Origin of the sequence: Streptomyces sp. NPDC059866 (genome assembly GCF_042731325.1) — a bacterium.
GTDB lineage: Bacteria > Actinomycetota > Actinomycetes > Streptomycetales > Streptomycetaceae > Streptomyces > Streptomyces flavusporus.
The window spans coordinates 21,025-38,491 of record NZ_JBHWJT010000024.1; the positions used below are offsets into that span (position 1 = coordinate 21,025).

Consider the following 17,467-nt stretch of genomic DNA (forward strand, 5'->3'; position numbering starts at 1 on the left):
TCACCTATCCGGGTGAGGAGCGAGGGCAGGAGCCCGTGGGGAACGGGGTACACCGGGTGACTTTCCGGCGTCGAGTGGACGCCCTGCGAGGCGCGGGCAGGGACTCGAAAGGGGACCCCGCACGTATCCTGAAGGCCCTCACCGGGGCCTTGCGGAGGCCCTCCGACCACGAAAGCGGCCAACCATGCGCGTCTACGTCCCCCTGACCCTCTCCGGTCTCGCCGAGGCGTACAAGACGGGCGAGGTCGGCGCGGGGCCGCTCGTCGCCTACGCCGTCACGCCGGCCTTGCGTGAGTGGTACCTCTCCGACGACATCGAGGAGTTGGAGTACGCGGCGCTGAGCCGGGCCGCGCTGGCCTCGCTGCGGCTGCTCGCCGCGGACCCGGGGGCACCCCGGCGGCGGGTGGTGGTCGCCATCGACGTCCCTGACGGACAGGCGGCCGCCGACCCAGGACGGGGGCCCGACCCGGCCGCGCTCGGCGAGGTGCGGATCGCCGGCGCCGTACCGCTGGCCAAGGCGGCCTCGGTGCATGTCGACTCGGGTGAGGCGGAGCCGGATGTCGGCGCAGCCGCCGAGGCGCTTCAGGCGGCGGACGGCGGGGACGACGACGCGCAGTTCGTCGTGGACGGAGCCGAGGACCACGAGTTGCTGTGGTACGCGACGCAGGAGATCCCCAACCTGGTCGGCTCGCAGGACTGACGCTCACCGTGGCACGACTGCTCACGGCTGCTTGATGCCAGGCTGACCTGGGGATCTCTTGATTGTCAGTGGTGGTGGGTAACGTTTTTGGGCATGGGGAAGCACGGAGCTGAGCACATTGTCTGGGACTGGAACGGCACGCTGTTCCACGACAATGACGCGATCATCGGGGCGACGAACGCGGCGTTCGCCGAGCTGGGGCTGGAACCGATCACGATGGAGCAGTACCGGGCGCTGTACTGCGTGCCGGTGCCGAAGTTCTACGAGCGGCTGCTGGGGCGGCTGCCCACCGATGCCGAGTGGGAGGTCATGGATGCGACCTTCCACCGGTACTACTCGGAGCACCGGGTTCGGTGCGGGCTGACCGAGGGGGCGATCGAGCTGCTGGCGGAGTGGCAGTCGGCAGGGCGCAGCCAGTCGATCCTGAGCATGTACGTCCATGACGAACTCGTCCCGCTGGTACGGGGGTTCGGGATCGAGACGCACTTCATACGCGTCGACGGGCGGACCGGGCCCTCCGGGGGCAGCAAGGCCGAGCACATGGTGCGGCACCTTGCGGCGCTCGCCGGGGTGGAGCCCGGTCGGACCGTGGTGATCGGCGATGCCGCGGATGACGCGGTGGCCGCGCGGCACGTGGGAGCGCGGGCCGTGCTCTACACCGGCGGCTCGCACAGCCGGGCCAGCCTGGAGGAAGCGGGCGTGCCGGTGGTGGACTCGCTCGGGGAGGCGGTCGCGGTGGCGGAGGAGCTGGCGGCCTGAGGGGGCGGGCGTTGGTGCCGGTAGGGCGGTTCGCGCAGCCCGGCGCTGCGGGGTGCCTCCCCCACTCTCGGCTTCGCGCGAGCGGGAGGACCCCTATCGCCCTGGGTCCCCCAGGCCCTTGAGGCGCTGGGGGAGGCACGACTGCCCGCAGCTCGGCGGCGCGGCGCCGGGGCGTTGCTGGTGTGCGGGGCTCAGGTTGCCGGAGCCTTGGCGCGCAGCACCTTGAGGAACTCGCGCATCCAGGCGGAGTGGTCCGGCCAGGCGCGCGAGGAGACCAGGGTGCCGTCGATCACTGCCTCGGCGTCCTGGAAGGTGGCGCCGGCGGCCTGCATGTCGAGTTCCAGCGCGGGGTACGCCGTGACGCGGCGGCCGCGGAGGCCGTCGATCGCGGCGGTGAGCAGGGGGCCGTGGCAGATCTGGGCGACGGGTTTGTCGGCGTCGAAGAAGGACTTGAGGATCTTGCGGAGTTCGGGATCGTTGCGGAGGTACTCCGGGGCGCGGCCGCCGGGGATGACCACGGCGGCGTACTGGCCGGGGTCGACCTCCGAGAAGGCGAGGTCGGCGGGCCAGGTGTAGCCGGGCTTTTCGGTGTAGGTGTCGAAGCCGGGCTCGAAGTCGTGGACGACGAATTGCAGTTTCTTGCGGGTGGGGGCTGCGATGTGGACGTCGTAGCCCTCTTCGCGGAGGCGTTGGTAGGGGTAGAGGACTTCGAGGGACTCTGCTGCGTCGCCGGTGACGATAAGGATCTTGGTGGCCATGGCGGTGGGCTGCCCTTCGTGGGTGGCTTCCGGCTGCGTGGGGCGTTCAGGGGCAAGGTGCCTCCGGGGGCGGGGGGTTGCCAAGGGTACGCGCCGGTTTCCGGGCGAGGCAGGGTTGTGGGGCGCGCAGTCCGGCGCGCCGCAGCGCGCTTGTCCCTGTGCAGACTGTCAAAGTTCCGGTCCCGGTTTTGTACACATACGGCTCATGACGGACCCCCGGTAATGAGCGATAGCCTTGTGGCGTGATCAGCGCGATAGTTCGCGGGGGCCTTGGTGTCCCTGCTCTGCGCCCGGAGAGCACGGACGACATCCGTGTCCGGGCGGTGGTCGCTGGTCTTCGCGGGCGGGTCGGGGCCCCGAAGGGCTCCACGGTGACGCGCACACTGGGGGCGCAGACGTTGTGGAGAGCAGCGTCACATGCCCCGGTCGCGTTGGAAATGGCTGATAACCCACCGCTCATCTCACCTTGCGGCATAGCGTCGGAACGGACCGGACACCCCGCGTCACGGCGTCGCGTCGGAAGGGCAGAGACCGTACTTCCTTCTACGTCACGCAACGGCGCGCGACAGGAGCCAGAGGACAATGCAGACCAAGCTGGACGAAGCCAAGGCCGAGCTGCTCGATCGGGCTGCCCGGGTAGCTGAGCACAGCCCGGTCGGGGGGCACCTACCGACTGGGACGACGGAACACGGCATCCCCGACCGGGCGGCCGTGCTCGCGTTCCTCCAGCGCTACTACCTGCACACCGCCCCGGAGGACCTCACCGACCGCGACCCGGTCGACATCTTCGGAGCCGCCTACTCCCACTACCGACTGGCCGAAAACCGCCCCCAGGGCACGGCCAACGTGCGTGTGCACACCCCGACGGTCGAGGAGAACGGCTGGACGTGCAGCCACTCCGTCGTCGAGGTCGTCACCGACGACATGCCGTTCCTGGTCGACACCGTCACCAACGAGCTGACCCGCCAGGGACGCGGCATCCACGTCGTCATCCACCCGCAGACGGTGGTCCGCCGCGATGTCACCGGCCAGCTCATCGAGGTGCTCACCGCCCCGCCCACCGGCGACCTCCCGCACGACGCGCACATCGAGTCCTGGATCCACGTCGAGATCGACCGCGAGACCGACCGCTCCGACCTGAAGCAGATCACCGCCGACCTGCTGCGTGTCCTGTCCGACGTCCGCGAGGCCGTCGAGGACTGGGGCAAGATGCGGGACGGGGCGCTGCGGATCGCCGAGGGCCTGCCCGAGGAGCCCATCGCCGGTGACCTGCCCGAGCAGGAGATCGAGGAGGCCCGTGAGCTGCTGCGCTGGCTGGCCGCCGATCACTTCACGTTCCTCGGCTACCGCGAGTACGAGCTGCGCGACGACGACTCCCTCGCCGCGGTGCCCGGCACCGGTCTCGGCATACTGCGGGCCGACCCGCACCACGAGACCGGCGAGGCCCACCCGGTCAGCCCGTCCTTCGAGCGGCTTCCGGCCGATGCCCGCGCCAAGGCCCGTGAGCACAAGCTCCTCGTGCTGACCAAGGCGAACAGCCGGGCCACCGTGCACCGGCCGTCGTACCTGGACTACATCGGCGTCAAGAAGTTCGACGAGCAGGGCAATGTCGTCGGTGAGCGGCGCTTCCTGGGACTGTTCTCCTCCGCCGCCTACACCGAGTCCGTCCGCCGGGTTCCCGTCATCCGGCGCAAGGTCGACGAGGTGCTCAAGCGTGCCGGGTTCTCGCCCAACAGTCACGACGGACGTGATCTGCTCCAGATCCTCGAGACGTATCCGCGTGACGAGCTGTTCCAGACCCCGGTCGACGAGCTGCAGTCCATCGTCACCTCGGTCCTCTACCTCCAGGAGCGGCGGCGGCTGCGGCTCTACCTGCGCCAGGACGAGTACGGCCGCTACTACTCGGCCCTGGTCTATCTGCCCCGCGACCGCTACACCACCGGCGTCCGGCTCAGGATCATCGACATCCTGAAGGAGGAACTCGGCGGCACCAGCGTCGACTTCACCGCCTGGAACACCGAGTCGATCCTCTCCCGGCTGCACTTTGTGGTCCGGGTCCCCCAGGGCACCGAGCTGCCGGAGCTGTCCGACGCCGACAAGGAACGTATCGAGGCCCGCCTCGTCGAGGCCGCGCGCTCCTGGGCGGACGGATTCGCCGATGCGCTGAACGCCGAGTTCGGCGAGGAGCGCGCCGCCGAACTGCTGCGCCGCTACGGCGACGCCTTCCCGGAGGGCTACAAGGCCGACCACAACCCGCGCGCTGCGGTCGCCGACCTCGGCCAGATCGAACGGCTCGAGGAGGACAACGACTTCGCGCTCAGCCTGTACGAGCCGGTGGGCGCCGCCCTCGACGAGCGACGCTTCAAGATCTACCGCAAGGGCGAGGCCGTCTCCCTGTCCGCCGTCCTGCCGGTCCTCAACCGGCTCGGCGTCGAGGTGGTGGACGAGCGGCCGTACGAACTGCGCGGCTCCGACCGCAGCGTCTCCTGGATCTACGACTTCGGCCTGCGTATGCCCAAGGCGCAGAACGGCGACTACTCCGGCGACGACGCCCGCGAGCGGTTCCAGGAGGCCTTCGCCGCGACCTGGACCGGCAAGGCGGAGAACGACAGCTTCAACGCCCTCGTGCTGAGGGCCGGGCTGAACTGGCGGCAGGCGATGGTGCTGCGGGCGTACGCCAAGTACCTGCGCCAGGCGGGCTCGACGTTCAGCCAGGACTACATGGAGGACACCCTCCGAAACAATGTCCACACCACCCGGCTGCTCGTCTCCCTGTTCGAGGCGCGGATGTCGCCGGACCGGCAGCGCGCCGGGCGCGAGATCGTCGACGCCCTGCTCGAGGAGCTCGACGCGGCCCTGGACCAGGTGGCCTCGCTCGACGAGGACCGGATCCTGCGGTCCTTCCTCACGGTCATCAAGGCGACCCTGCGCACGAACTTCTTCCAGGAGGCGTGGGGCGGCCGGCCGCACGAGTACGTGTCCATGAAGTTCGACCCGCAGGCCATCCCGGACCTGCCGGCGCCGCGTCCGGCGTACGAGATCTGGGTGTACTCGCCGCGCGTCGAAGGTGTGCACCTCAGGTTCGGCAAGGTCGCGCGTGGTGGTCTGCGCTGGTCGGACCGCCGGGAGGACTTCCGTACGGAGATCCTCGGCCTGGTCAAGGCGCAGATGGTGAAGAACACCGTCATCGTGCCGGTCGGCGCCAAGGGCGGCTTCGTCGCCAAGCAGCTGCCGGATCCGTCCGTGGACCGGGACGCGTGGATGGCGGAGGGCATCGCCAGCTACAAGACGTTCATCTCGGCGCTGCTCGACATCACCGACAACATGGTGGCCGGTGAGGTCGTCCCGCCCGCCGAGGTCGTACGGCACGACGAGGACGACACGTACCTCGTGGTCGCGGCCGACAAGGGCACCGCCACCTTCTCCGACATCGCCAACGGTGTCGCGGAGCAGTACAACTTCTGGCTCGGCGACGCCTTCGCCTCCGGCGGCTCCGCGGGCTACGACCACAAGGCGATGGGCATCACCGCCCGCGGCGCCTGGGAGTCCGTCAAGCGGCACTTCCGGGAGCTGGGCGTGAACACCCAGGTCGAGGACTTCACGGTGGTCGGCATCGGTGACATGTCCGGTGACGTGTTCGGCAACGGCATGCTGCTCAGCGAGCACATCCGCCTGGTCGCGGCCTTCGACCACCGGCACATCTTCATCGACCCCCACCCGGACGCGGCCACCTCCTACGCCGAGCGACGCCGGCTGTTCGAGCTGCCGCGCTCCAGCTGGGAGGACTACAACACCGAGCTGCTGTCGGCCGGTGGCGGTGTCTTTCCCCGTAGCGCCAAAGCGATCCCGGTCAACGCGCACATCCGCGACGCCCTCGGCATCGAGGGCAAGGTCACCAAGATGACCCCGGCCGAGCTGATGAAGGCCATCCTCAAGGCGCCGGTGGACCTGCTGTGGAACGGCGGCATCGGTACGTACGTGAAGGCCTCGACCGAGTCTCACGCGGACGTCGGTGACAAGGCCAACGACCCGATCCGCGTCGACGGCGCCGACCTGCGCGTCAAGGTCGTCGGCGAGGGCGGCAACCTGGGCCTGACCCAGCTCGGCCGGATCGAGTTCGCCCTGCACGGCGGCAAGATCAACACGGATGCGATCGACAACAGTGCGGGCGTGGACACCTCCGACCACGAGGTGAACATCAAGATCCTGCTCAACAGCCTGGTCACGGACGGCGACATGACCGTCAAGCAGCGCAACAGGCTGCTCGCCGACATGACCGACGAGGTCGGCCGTCTGGTCCTGCGCAACAACTACGCGCAGAACACGGCCATCGCCAACGCGCTCGCCCAGTCCAAGGACATGCTCCACGCCCAGCAGCGCTTCATGCGCCACCTGGTGCGCGAGGGCCACCTCGACCGGGCGCTGGAGTTCCTGCCCACCGACCGCCAGATCCGCGAGCGGCTCGGCCAGGGCCAGGGGCTGACCGGTCCGGAGACGGCCGTCCTGCTGGCGTACACGAAGATCACGGTCGCCGAGGAGCTGCTGCACACCTCGCTGCCCGACGACCCGTACCTGCGCGGGCTGCTCTACGCGTACTTCCCGACCGCGCTGCGCGAGAAGTTCCCCGAGCACATCGACAGCCACCCGCTGCGCCGCGAGATCACCACGACCGTGCTGGTCAACGACACGGTCAACACCGGTGGTACGACGTACCTGCACCGCCTGCGCGAGGAAACCGGCGCGTCGCTGGAGGAGATCGTCCGGGCGCAGACCGCGGCCCGCACGATCTTCCGCTCGGGGGCGGTGTGGGACGCCGTCGAGGCGCTGGACAACAAGGTCGAGGCCGCCGTCCAGACCCGGATCCGGCTGCACTCGCGCCGACTGGTGGAGCGCGGCACCCGCTGGCTGCTCAACAACCGGCCGCAGCCGCTCCAGCTCGCCGAGACCGTCACCTTCTTCGCCGACCGCGTCGAGCAGGTCTGGTCGCAGCTGCCCAAGCTGTTGCGCGGCGCGGACCTGGAGTGGTGGCAGAAGATCTACGAGGAGCTGACCGGCTCCGGCGTGCCGGACGAACTCGCCACCCGGGTGGCCGGGTTCTCCTCCGCCTTCCCGGCGCTGGACATCGTGCTGGTGGCCGACCGTATGGGCCGGGACCCGATGGACGTCGCGGATGTCTACTACGACCTCGCCGACCGCCTCGGCATCACCCAGCTCATGGACCGCATCATCGAGCTGCCCCGCGCCGACCGCTGGCAGTCCATGGCCCGCGCGGCCATCCGCGAAGACCTGTACGCGGCCCATGCAGCCGTCACGGCCGACGTCCTCGCGGTGGGCAACGGGGCCTCGACCCCCGAGCAGCGCTTCAAGGTCTGGGAGCAGAAGAACGCGGCGATCCTCGGCCGCGCCCGGGCCACCCTGGAGGAGATCCAGAGTTCGGAGTCCTTCGACCTGGCGAACCTGTCGGTGGCGATGCGCACGATGCGGACGCTGCTGCGGAGTCACTCGTAGTCGGCAGTCGCGGTACGCATCCGACGTCCGGCGTCGGTACGTACGACAGTGGGGCGCCCCGAGCCGTTCAGGCCCGGGGCGCCCCGTCGTCCGTCGGTGGCCGTCGCGACGTCAGGAAGGCTGGGCGACCGTCGGCTCCGCCGGCTTGGCTGCGGCCTTCGGCTTCGGTTTCGGTTTCGGCTTCGGCTTGGCGTCCCCGGTGAAGGCCTCGTACTCCTTCATGACGTCCTCGGTGGGGCCGTCCATGCGCAGCTCGCCGCGTTCCAGCCACAGGACACGGTCGCAGGTGTCGCGGATGGACTTGTTGCTGTGGCTGACCAGAAACACCGTGCCGGCTTCCTTGCGCAGTTCACGGATGCGTTCCTCGGAGCGCTTCTGGAACTTGCGGTCGCCGGTGGCGAGGGCCTCGTCGATGAGCAGGACGTCGTGGTCCTTGGCGGCGGCGATGGAGAAGCGCAGGCGGGCGGCCATGCCGGAGGAGTAGGTGCGCATCGGGAGGGTGATGAAGTCGCCCTTCTCGTTGATGCCGGAGAAGTCGACGATCTCCTGGTAGCGCTCCTTGACCTGCTCGCGGGACATGCCCATGGCGAGGCCGCCGAGGTGGACGTTGCGCTCACCCGTCAGGTCGTTCATCAGGGCCGCGTTGACGCCGAGGAGGGAGGGCTGGCCGCCCGTGTAGATCCGGCCGTTCTCCACGGGGAGGAGGCCGGCGACTGCCTTGAGCAGGGTCGACTTGCCGGAGCCGTTGGTCCCGATCAGGCCGATCGCCTCGCCCTTGTACGCGACGAAGGAGACGTCCCGGACCGCGTGCACCGTGCGCACGCCCGCCGCCTTCTCGGCCTTCTTGCGGCGCAGGATGCGGTTGAGGGCGGCGGTCGCGGAGCCCCGGCCGGCGCCCGTGCCGTTGACGCGGTACACGATGTCGACGTGGTCGGCGATGACGGTGGGGGTCAGGTCGGGTGTGTTCCCGTTGGTGTGCTCAGCCACGGCCGTAGGTCTCCTCAGCCTTCCAGAAGTAGATGAAGCCGCCGACTCCGGCGAGCAGCGCCCAGCCTGTCGCAAGCGCCCAGACGTGCGGGGGCAGCTGGCTCGCGTGGAAGCTGTCGATCAGCGCGAACCGCATCAGGTCGATGTAGACGGCGGCGGGGTTGGCCTGGAGTACGGTGCCCACCCAGGACGGAAGATCGGTGTGGCGGCTGAGGATGTGGTCGATGCTGAACATCACGCCGGAGGCGTACATCCACGTCCGCAGCACGAACGGCATCAACTGTGCCAGGTCCGGCGTCTTCGCCCCCAGTCTGGCCAGGATCATCGAGACGCCCGCGTTGAAGGTGAACTGCAGGACCAGGGCCGGGATCGCCAGCACCCAGGAGGCGGCGACCGGCACGCCGAAGAAGAGCAGGATGACGATCAGGGCGGCCATCGAGAACAGCAGCTGCTGAAGCTGCTGGAGGCAGAAGGAGATCGGCAGCGCGGCGCGCGGGAAGTGCAGGGCGCGGACGAGGCCGAGGTTGCCGGAGATCGCGCGGGTGCCGGCGAGGATCGAGCTCTGGGTGAACGTCCAGATGAACACGCCCGTGACCAGGAACGGCACGTAGTCCGGCACGCCCCTCTTGGTCTGCAGCAGCACGCCGAAGATCAGGTAGTAGACGGCCGCGTTCAGCAGCGGGGTCATCACCTGCCAGACCTGGCCCAGCTTCGCCTGGCTGTACTGGGCGGTGAGCTTGGCCGTCGAGAACGCCGTGATGAAGTGGCGGCGGGCCCACAGCTGGCGGACGTACTGGGGCAGGGACGGGCGGGCGCCGCTGACCGAGAGGCCGTGGCGGGCGGCGAGGGCCGCGAGGTCGTCGTCGGCCGGGGCCGCCGGGGTGGGGGCCGTCTTCAGGGGCGGTGTGTCGAGGACCTGGCTCACATCCGCTGCTTTCGGTCGGGGGTGGGGGGTGCGTGCGGTCGGGGTGTGCGTCTTCCGGCGTTTTCTTACGCGTCTCTGCACGTTTACTTACGTCGGGACGGGACCGTATCGTCGCAACGTGAGCGTATGGCCAGTGAACGTCAGAACGCAACCGTTTCGTCGTAACGCCCTATGCTGGTCCGTATGACGACGAACGCCGACGGGCCCCAGACGCGTCCGCGCCGCCGGACCCCCGCAGGAGCGGCCGTACTCCGCGAGGACGTGACGGAAGCCATCCGGGCGGCCGTGTTCGAGGAGCTCGCCGCCGTCGGCTATGCGCGGATGTCGATCGAGGGGATCGCCCGCCGGGCCGGCGTCGGCAAGACCGCGGTGTACCGCCGGTGGCGCTCCAAGCTGCACCTGGTGCTCGATGTCGTCTCGGCGATAGCGGTGCAGGGCCTGCCCGCGCCGGACACGGGCTCGCTGGAGGGCGATCTGCGGCTGCTGTACGAGGTGACGTCCCGTGCGCTGCGGCACCCGGTGGCCTCGCAGATCATCCCCGACCTCCAGGCGGAGGCGGCCCGCAACCCGGAGATCGCCGAGGCCCTGCAGAAGGCCCTGCGGGAGGGGCAGGAGGGGGTTGCCAGCAAGATCGTGGCGGCGGCGGAGCAGCGCGGCGAGCTCCGCGACGGCGTCGACGAGGAGCTTGCTCTCGACCTGATCTCGGGGCCGCTGTACTGGCGATCGGTGGTGATCCGCAGCCCGAAGCTGCCCAAGGGATACCTGGCGTCCCTGGCCCGGGCGACCGCGGCGGCGGTCAAGGCGCTGTGACCGGAGACAGCCCTAGTCCCGCACCGCCCCCGGATATTGCCGTACCCAGCCGTCCCACGCCGATGTGATCATGTCCTGGACGTCGTACCGGGCCTTCCAGCCCAGTTCGGCGGTGATGCGGTCGGCGGAGGCGACGACGCGGGCCGGGTCGCCCGGGCGGCGTGGAGTGACCGTCGGCGGGCGGTGGTGGCCGGTGACGGCGTTGATGCGGTCGATCATCTCGCGTACCGAAACGCCTTCCCCGCGGCCGATGTTGAGCGTGAGGTCGCGGCCGGGGGAGGCCTGCAGAGCGCGGGCGACCGCCACGTGGGCCTCGGCCAGGTCCACCACGTGGATGTAGTCCCGGATGCAGGTCCCGTCGGGGGTGGGGTAGTCGTCGCCGAAGATGCGCGGGGGCGCCCCTTCCGTGAGCTTCTCGAAGACCATCGGGATGAGGTTGAAGACGCCGACGTCCGCCAGCTCGGGGCTCGCGGCACCCGCCACGTTGAAGTAACGCAGGGACGCCGTGGACAGGCCGGTGGCGCGTCCCGTCGCACGGACCAGCCACTCACCGGCCAGCTTCGTCTCGCCGTACGGCGACATGGGCGCACACGGCGTCTCCTCCGTGACGAGGTGCACGTCCGGCATGCCGTACACGGCCGCCGACGACGAGAACACGAAGGAGGGCACGCCGGCCGCCGTGACCGCCTCCAGCAGGACGCGCAGGCCCTCGATGTTCTCCCGGTAGTAGTGCAGCGGCAGGTCCACCGACTCGCCGACCTGCTTCTTCGCCGCCAGGTGGACGACCCCGGTGACGGAGTGCTCGGTGAGCACGCGCCCCAGCAGCTCACCGTCCAGCGTCGAGCCGACCACGAGCGGCACGCCGTCCGGCACGCGCTCGGCGATGCCGGTCGACAGGTCGTCGTACACGACCGCCTGCTCGCCCGCCTCGGTCATCGCGCGTACGACGTGCGCCCCGATATAGCCGGCGCCGCCGGTGATCAGCCAGGTCATGTACGGCCGTCCCCTCGTCAGTTGGCCCGTGTGGTGTCCGCCTCACGGCGAAGCACCCGCGTGATGTCCGCTTCAGTCAAGCAGGTGACGCGGTGTGCGCTCAGCCGGCGCCCGATGCCTCCGCCCGGGCCGCCGTGTCGAGCGCCGTCGTGAGCTGGTCGAGGCGGGTGCGCAGCTCGCGGATCTCGTCGATGTCGAAGCCGGTCGCCGCGGCGATACGGCGCGGTACCTGAAGCGCCCGCTCGCGCAGGGCGGCGCCGTCCTCGGTCAGGTGGACCTCGACCGAGCGCTCGTCGTGGGCGCTGCGCTCCCGGCGCACCAGTCCGGCACCCTCCAGCCGCTTCAGGAGCGGTGACAGGGTGCCGGAGTCGAGGCGCAGGTGTTCGCCCAGCTTCTTGACCGGCAGGTCGCCGTGCTCCCACAGCACGAGCATCACCAAGTACTGCGGGTAGGTGAGCCCGAGGTCCTTGAGGATCACGCGGTAGACACCGCCGAAGGCGCGCGACGCCGCGTTCAGGGAGAAGCAGATCTGCTGGTCGAGGCGGAGCCAGTCCGCTGTGGGCGTGGTCGTCATGGCTCCAGAGTAGCTCTTGCCCGCCATTTAGTTGTGCGCAATTGAATTGTGTGCTCTACTTAATGCGTCAGGTCGGCCGGACAGGCCGCCGGAAGACGACTTGAGAGGGATGTTTCTCCATGGACGCGCTCTACACCGCTGTCGCCACCGCCACCCACGGCCGCGAGGGCCGCGCCGTCTCCTCCGACGGCAAGCTGGACCTGCAGCTGGGCATCCCGGCCGAAATGGGCGGCAATGGCCAGGGCACCAACCCCGAGCAGCTCTTCGCCGCCGGTTACGCCGCCTGTTTCGCCAGCGCCCTCGGCCTGGTCGGCCGGCAGGCCAAGGTGGACGTGAGCGATGCCGCCGTCACCGGCGAGGTGAGCATCGGCAAGCAGGGCGAGGGCTTCGGGCTGGCCGTCACCCTGCGCGTCGAGCTGCCCGCAGGCGTGGACGAGACGACCGGGCGCAAGCTGGTCGAGCAGGCCCACCAGGTCTGCCCGTACTCCAACGCCACCCGCGGCAACATCCCGGTCGAGCTCGTCATCGAGTAACCCCGCGGATCCCGGCCCGCAGCCAGGCCGCACCGCCGCTGCGCCACCCCGGTGACGAGATGCCGTCACGGACCCTCGACGCCGACCGGTGGGCATGACGCAGGGCGTGGAACGCCGTGTAGGACCCGAGCGCCAGCAGCCGGTGCTGTACGCCGACGCTGCCGCCGGGTGCGCGGTGGCCGGCCCGAAGATGGCGGCGGTAGAGCACGCCCGCCCGGCGGAAGAAGACGCGGCGATGGCGTGCGGGCAGCCGGCGGGGATCGGCTGCCGTCCTCAGGGCCACGGCGAAGAGCTGGTCGAACAGGGCGTCGTGCCGTGCGGCGGACAGACGTTGCTCGGCAGCCTGGAACAGCACCAGTTCGACCTGGTCGAGCAGATCGAGCTGGTGCGCGCCCGGAAGGTCGAGCCGGCTGCCCTGCGGGCGCAGCAGATGCCGTACGACGGCCGAGCGGAGCACCGCCATCCGCTCGGCCGTCACCGTCACCACCCCGCCCCAGCCGAGGTCCGTGAAGTGCCCGTAGGGGAAGACGAGCTGGTGGGCGGTGAGGAATCCGCGGCGATAGGCCGCGCTCCAGGCGGGGCGGTCCACCGAGGTCAGCCGCGGTGCCGCGTCGGGAGTGAAGGTTCCCGCGGGGGTCGGCGGGAGCGGGGGAGTGTGCGTGGGGCCGCTCCGCCAGTGCACGCGCTCGTGCTCGAAGTGCAGTACGTCCACCGGGCCCGTCTCCCGCAGCCGTGCGTCCAGTGCGGCCAGCGCGCCCGGTACGAGGGTGTCGTCGCCGTCGAGGAACAGCAGATAGGTGCCGGTGGCCTCGCGCAGGCCGGTGGTGCGCGCCGCGCTCAGGCCGGCGGACGGCGGTGAGTAGGCGGGCGTCACCCTGCCGTCCTGGTCGGCGTACTCGGCGGTGATGTCCGCTGCGGGGGTCTCCGGCTCGTCGCACACCGTGATCAGCTCGAAGTCGCCGTAGGACTGGGCGAGGACCGAGTCAAGGGTCCGGGGCAGCAGGCCCTCCACCCCGTGCGAGGGGACGATGATGCTGAAACGGGGCATGTCGTTCTTTCGAGGTGGGTTGCGTCGAACTACGGGACATACGGGCTCCTGTCAGGTGAAACGGCGATCAGTGGCTTTCGGTGACGGTGAAGTGACCAGAAGGTTGCCGAACGGTGGCTACCAGGAGGGCGTCACGGGGATTCGCCGGGAACGCGAAGGGGCGGGCCGGTCGGCCCGCCCCCACGGTGTTGCTTCCGCGGTTACTTCACCGCGCCTGCCATCACACCGGACACGAACTGCCGCTGGAACGCGAAGAACACGGCCAGCGGGATCACCATGGAGATGAACGCGCCGGGCGCCAGGACGTCGATGTTGTTGCCGAACTGCCGTACCTGCGTCTGCAGCGCGACCGTGATCGGCTGGCTGCCGGAGTCGGAGAACACCAGCGCGACCAGCATGTCGTTCCACACCCACAGGAACTGGAAGATGCCCAGGCTCGCGATCGCCGGCCCGCCCAGCGGCATCACCACCCGTGCGAACAGACGCAGTTCACCGGCCCCGTCCAGCCGGGCCGCCTCCAGCAGCTCGCGTGGGATCTCCGCGAAGAAGTTCCGCAGCAGGAACACCGCGAACGGCAGACCGAAGCCGACATGGAACAGGATCACGCCGAGCATCGAGCCGAACAGGCCGATGTTGCCGAAGAGCTCCGCGATCGGGATCAGCGCGACCTGCACGGGCACGACCAGCAGGCCGACCACCGCCAGGAACCACCAGTCGCGGCCCGGGAACTCCATCCATGCGAAGGCGTAGCCCGCGAGCGAGCCGATGACCACGACCAGCACGGTCGCCGGCACCGTGATCAGGATCGTGTTCACCAGCGAGTCGGTGATGTCGCTGTTCTGGAGCAGCTTGTCGTAGCTCTCGAAGGTGAGTTGGGCGGGCTCGGTGAACACCGTCCACCAGCCGCTCTCGTTCATGTCCGCCGGAGTGCGCAGCGAGGAGAGCAGCAGACCGATCGTCGGCACCAGCCAGAACAGTCCGACGACGATCAGGAAGACGCGTACCAGACCGCCGCTGACGCCTTCGGCGAGGCGGGAGCCGAGGGACGCCTTGGCCTTGCCGGACTCCTTGGTCACGGCCTGCGTGGTCATCGCCGCACCTCCCGCCTGAGCCTGCGGACGTTGAACCACATCACCGGGATCACCAGAAGCAGCAGGAACACCGCGATCGCGCTGGCGATGCCCGGCTGGTCCTCGGAGAAGCCCTTGCGGTACAGCTCCAGGGCGAGCACGTTCGCGTCGTCCTGGGAGGAGCCGGGGGCGATGATGAAGACCAGGTCGAAGATCTTCAGGACATTGATCATCAACGTGACGGTGACGACCGCGAGGACAGGTGCGAGGAGCGGGACCGTGACCCGTCTGAACACCTGCCATTCGTTGGCGCCGTCGACGCGGGCCGCTTCGAGCAGTTCACGCGGGACACCGGCCAGACCCGCCGCGATCAGCACCATTGCGAAGCCCGCCCACATCCAGATGTACGAGCCGATGATGGCCGGCGTGACCAGGGACGGGCCGAGCCAGTCCAGGCCGTTGTACGGCTCCTTGAAGTTGTCGGCGGGCAGCCGCAGTTGGGCTCCCTCGGCGGCGGCCGGGAGCGTGAACGTGCCGTCGTCGGCGGCCGTGGTCGACGCGACCACCCTGCCGTCCTTGACGGCCTCGATCCTCATGCCGGGATAGCCCAGCTCGGAGGCGTCCGGGGCGCCGAGGGTGCCGACGCCCTTGCCGCGCGTGAAGTCCTGCCAGGTCGTGCCGGTGACCTTGCCCGGGTCGGCCTTCGCCGCTACGGCCCTGGTGGCGTCGTCGGGCATCTGGTCGGGGGCGACGCCGACCAGGGGCAGGGTGACCGGCTCGCCCAGGCGGACCGGCTCCTTGGTGACGAAGGCGCCGCCGCCGGCCGCTTCGAGCGGCGACTCACGGCCCGGATGCGCCTTCGGGAACGCCGACGACTGGGCGAACGTGTCGTGCACACCCACCCACACCGCGTTCGCGATGCCCTTGTCCGGATCCTGGTCGTACACCAGGCGGAAGATGATGCCCGCCGCGAGCATCGAGATCGCCATCGGCATGAAGACGACCAGCTTGAACGCCGTGCCCCAGCGCACCCGTTCGGTCAGCACCGCGAAGATCAGCCCCAGCGCGGTCGCGACCGTCGGGGCGAACACCACCCAGATGATGTTGTTCTTCAGCGCGGTGCGGATGCCGTCGTCGGTGAACAGGGCCTCGTAGTTGTCGAATCCGGCGAAGCCGTCGCCGGACTGGTCGTAGAAGCTGCGGACGACCGAGTACCCGATCGGGTAGACCACGAGCGCGCCGAGCAGCACCAGGGCGGGCAGCAGGAAGAGGGCTGCCACGGTCCTGCGGGTGCCGGTCACGCTCTTGTGCTTACGGGGAGGGGCCCCGGGAATCTTCGGTTCCGGGACCCCTGCCGTCGGCGCCGACGACATCATCGTCGGCTCAGTTCCCGTACGCCGCGGCCGCGTCGGCCTCCAGCTGTTCCTGGGTGCCCTTGACGTCCTTCGGGTTCTTCAGGAAGTCCTGCAGCGCCTTCCACTCGCCCTTGCCGGGCGTGCCGCCGAACGCCTGCGGGGCCTGGTCGGACATGTCGAAGCGGAAGTCGTCGCCGGCCGCGACCAGCGACTTGGCCATCTCCTGCTGCACCGCGTTCGGATACGCCGACGGGTCCACGTTCTTGTTCGGCGACAGATAGCCGCCGAGCTCCGCCTGGATGGTCGCCGCGTCCGGCGAGGCCAGGAAGGTGGCCAGCGCCTGCGCCGCCTTCGAGTCCTCCAGGATGACGGCCGCGTCACCGCCGGAGACCACCGGCGCGGTGTCGCCGACCGCCGGGAACGCGAACACCTTCGCGTCCGTCCCCACCTCGGCGTCCGTCTCCGCGATGTTGACCTGCACGAAGTCGCCCTCGAAGACCATGCCCGCCTTCGGCTGGTCGCCGCCGGTGAAGGTCTGGGTCACCGAGGCCGGGAACTCCGTCTGCAGGGCGCCGTCCGCGCCGCCCGCGATGTAGTCCTTCTTGCCCCAGATCTCCGCGAGCGTCGTCAGCGCCTCGGTCACGGAGGGGTCCGTCCACTTGATCTCGTGCTGCGCGAGCTGGTCGTACTTCTCCGGGCCCGCCTGCGAGAGGTAGACGTTCTCGAACCAGTCGGTCAGCGTCCAGCCGTCGGCACCACCGATCGAGAACGGGGTGACACCGGAGTCGTAGACCGTCTGCGCGGTGGTGAGCAGGTCGTCCCAGGTCTTGGGCTCCTCGGCGCCCGCGTTCTCGAGGACCTGTGTGTTGTACCAGATCAGGGACTTGTTGGCGGCCTTGTAGTACACGCCGTACTGCTTGCCGTCGACCTTGCCGAGGTCCTGCCAGCCCTGCGAGTAGTTCTTGGCCAGCTGCTCCTGGGCTTCCGCCCCGACCGGCTTCGCCCAGCCCTTGTCCACGGCCTGCTTGATCGCCCCGACCTGGGGGAGCATCGCGACGTCCGGCGGTGCGCCGCCCGCGATCTTCGAGCCGAGGAAGTTGATGATCGGGTCCTGCGCGGGGACGAAGGTGACCTTGGCGCCCGTGCGCTTCTCGAACTCCTGAAGGACCTTCTTGAAGTTGGCCTGCTCCGGGCCGGTCCAGACGGCGGCGACCTCCAGGGTCTCGCCGTTCAGCTTGGGGAGGGTGACGGTGCTGGCGGTCTCGTTCGCGCCGCCGTCGGTTTCGTTGCCGCCGTCGCCGTCGTCGCCCCCGCAGGCGGTGAGCGAGAACGCGAGCGCTCCCGCCAGTGCGGCTGCGGCGGCCCGAGCGGCCCTGCGTGTCGGTGTCCGGCTGGTGGTGCTGCTCCTGCTGTGCATCACGGCCCCGTTCTTCGTTCCTCGTCGAAC

General features: G+C 69.6%; 13 protein-coding genes and 1 pseudogene. 5 read left to right on the top strand and 9 right to left on the bottom strand.

From position 1 onward, the window contains the following. The first annotated feature begins 184 nt into the window (after positions 1 to 184). Positions 185 to 700 carry a DUF6912 family protein gene (locus ACFV7R_RS32160; protein WP_385269747.1) on the top strand — a complete coding sequence of 172 codons (516 nt, stop codon included), beginning with the start codon at positions 185 to 187 and terminating at the stop codon, positions 698 to 700. Between the two features lie 93 nt (positions 701 to 793). Beyond that, on the top strand, positions 794 to 1,459 hold the full coding sequence (locus ACFV7R_RS32165) for an HAD family hydrolase (RefSeq protein ID WP_129799806.1): 666 nt from the start codon (positions 794 to 796) through the stop codon (positions 1,457 to 1,459). A 191-nt stretch (positions 1,460 to 1,650) separates the two neighbouring features. Here ACFV7R_RS32165 and ACFV7R_RS32170 read toward each other — a convergent pair whose 3' ends face one another. Continuing rightward, positions 1,651 to 2,217, bottom strand: coding sequence for a DJ-1/PfpI family protein (locus ACFV7R_RS32170; RefSeq protein WP_385269749.1), 567 nt, complete (start codon positions 2,215 to 2,217; stop codon positions 1,651 to 1,653). Positions 2,218 to 2,799: 582 nt separating this feature from the next. Here ACFV7R_RS32170 and ACFV7R_RS32175 point away from each other — a divergent pair. Next, positions 2,800 to 7,725 (top strand): NAD-glutamate dehydrogenase, encoded by a 4,926-nt coding sequence (locus ACFV7R_RS32175; RefSeq protein WP_385269751.1) that lies wholly within the window; start codon positions 2,800 to 2,802, stop codon positions 7,723 to 7,725. 111 nt (positions 7,726 to 7,836) lie between these two features. Here the strand turns inward: ACFV7R_RS32175 and ACFV7R_RS32180 are convergent, their stop codons facing one another. Then, positions 7,837 to 8,712 (bottom strand): ABC transporter ATP-binding protein, encoded by an 876-nt coding sequence (locus ACFV7R_RS32180; RefSeq protein WP_385269753.1) that lies wholly within the window; start codon positions 8,710 to 8,712, stop codon positions 7,837 to 7,839. Further along, positions 8,705 to 9,637, bottom strand: a complete 933-nt coding sequence (locus ACFV7R_RS32185; protein ID WP_385269755.1) for an ABC transporter permease — start codon at positions 9,635 to 9,637, stop codon at positions 8,705 to 8,707. The genes ACFV7R_RS32180 and ACFV7R_RS32185 overlap by 8 nt, the downstream gene beginning before the upstream one ends. A gap of 171 nt (positions 9,638 to 9,808) precedes the next feature. Between ACFV7R_RS32185 and ACFV7R_RS32190 the strand changes: the two genes are divergently transcribed. Further along, the gene (locus ACFV7R_RS32190; RefSeq protein WP_129799801.1) at positions 9,809 to 10,447 is read left to right on the top strand and encodes a TetR/AcrR family transcriptional regulator; all 639 of its coding nucleotides are present in this window, start codon (positions 9,809 to 9,811) and stop codon (positions 10,445 to 10,447) included. 12 nt (positions 10,448 to 10,459) lie between these two features. On the opposite strand, the gene galE is transcribed toward ACFV7R_RS32190, so the two are convergent. Then, positions 10,460 to 11,440, bottom strand: coding sequence for a UDP-glucose 4-epimerase GalE (galE, locus tag ACFV7R_RS32195; protein ID WP_385269757.1), 981 nt, complete (start codon positions 11,438 to 11,440; stop codon positions 10,460 to 10,462). A gap of 100 nt (positions 11,441 to 11,540) precedes the next feature. Then, on the bottom strand, positions 11,541 to 12,014 hold the full coding sequence (locus ACFV7R_RS32200) for a MarR family winged helix-turn-helix transcriptional regulator (protein ID WP_385269759.1): 474 nt from the start codon (positions 12,012 to 12,014) through the stop codon (positions 11,541 to 11,543). Positions 12,015 to 12,133: 119 nt separating this feature from the next. On the opposite strand from ACFV7R_RS32200, the gene ACFV7R_RS32205 reads away from it, so the two are divergent. Further along, positions 12,134 to 12,547 carry an organic hydroperoxide resistance protein gene (locus ACFV7R_RS32205; protein WP_385269761.1) on the top strand — a complete coding sequence of 138 codons (414 nt, stop codon included), beginning with the start codon at positions 12,134 to 12,136 and terminating at the stop codon, positions 12,545 to 12,547. A 49-nt stretch (positions 12,548 to 12,596) separates the two neighbouring features. Here the strand turns inward: ACFV7R_RS32205 and ACFV7R_RS32210 are convergent. The 4 genes and pseudogenes from ACFV7R_RS32210 to ACFV7R_RS32225 all read right to left on the bottom strand — a co-directional run. Next, a pseudogene (locus ACFV7R_RS32210) lies at positions 12,597 to 13,595 on the bottom strand (glycosyltransferase family 2 protein); the annotation flags it as partial. Between the two features lie 200 nt (positions 13,596 to 13,795). Then, entirely contained in the window at positions 13,796 to 14,686 is an 891-nt protein-coding gene (locus ACFV7R_RS32215; protein WP_129799796.1) for a carbohydrate ABC transporter permease, read from the bottom strand. Continuing rightward, positions 14,683 to 15,966, bottom strand: a complete 1,284-nt coding sequence (locus ACFV7R_RS32220; RefSeq protein WP_385269763.1) for a carbohydrate ABC transporter permease — start codon at positions 15,964 to 15,966, stop codon at positions 14,683 to 14,685. The genes ACFV7R_RS32215 and ACFV7R_RS32220 overlap by 4 nt, the downstream gene beginning before the upstream one ends. 82 nt (positions 15,967 to 16,048) lie before the next feature. Next, complete coding sequence (locus tag ACFV7R_RS32225; protein ID WP_385269765.1) at positions 16,049 to 17,437, bottom strand: ABC transporter substrate-binding protein; 1,389 nt, start codon at positions 17,435 to 17,437, stop codon at positions 16,049 to 16,051. Between the last annotated feature and the right edge of the window lie 30 nt (positions 17,438 to 17,467).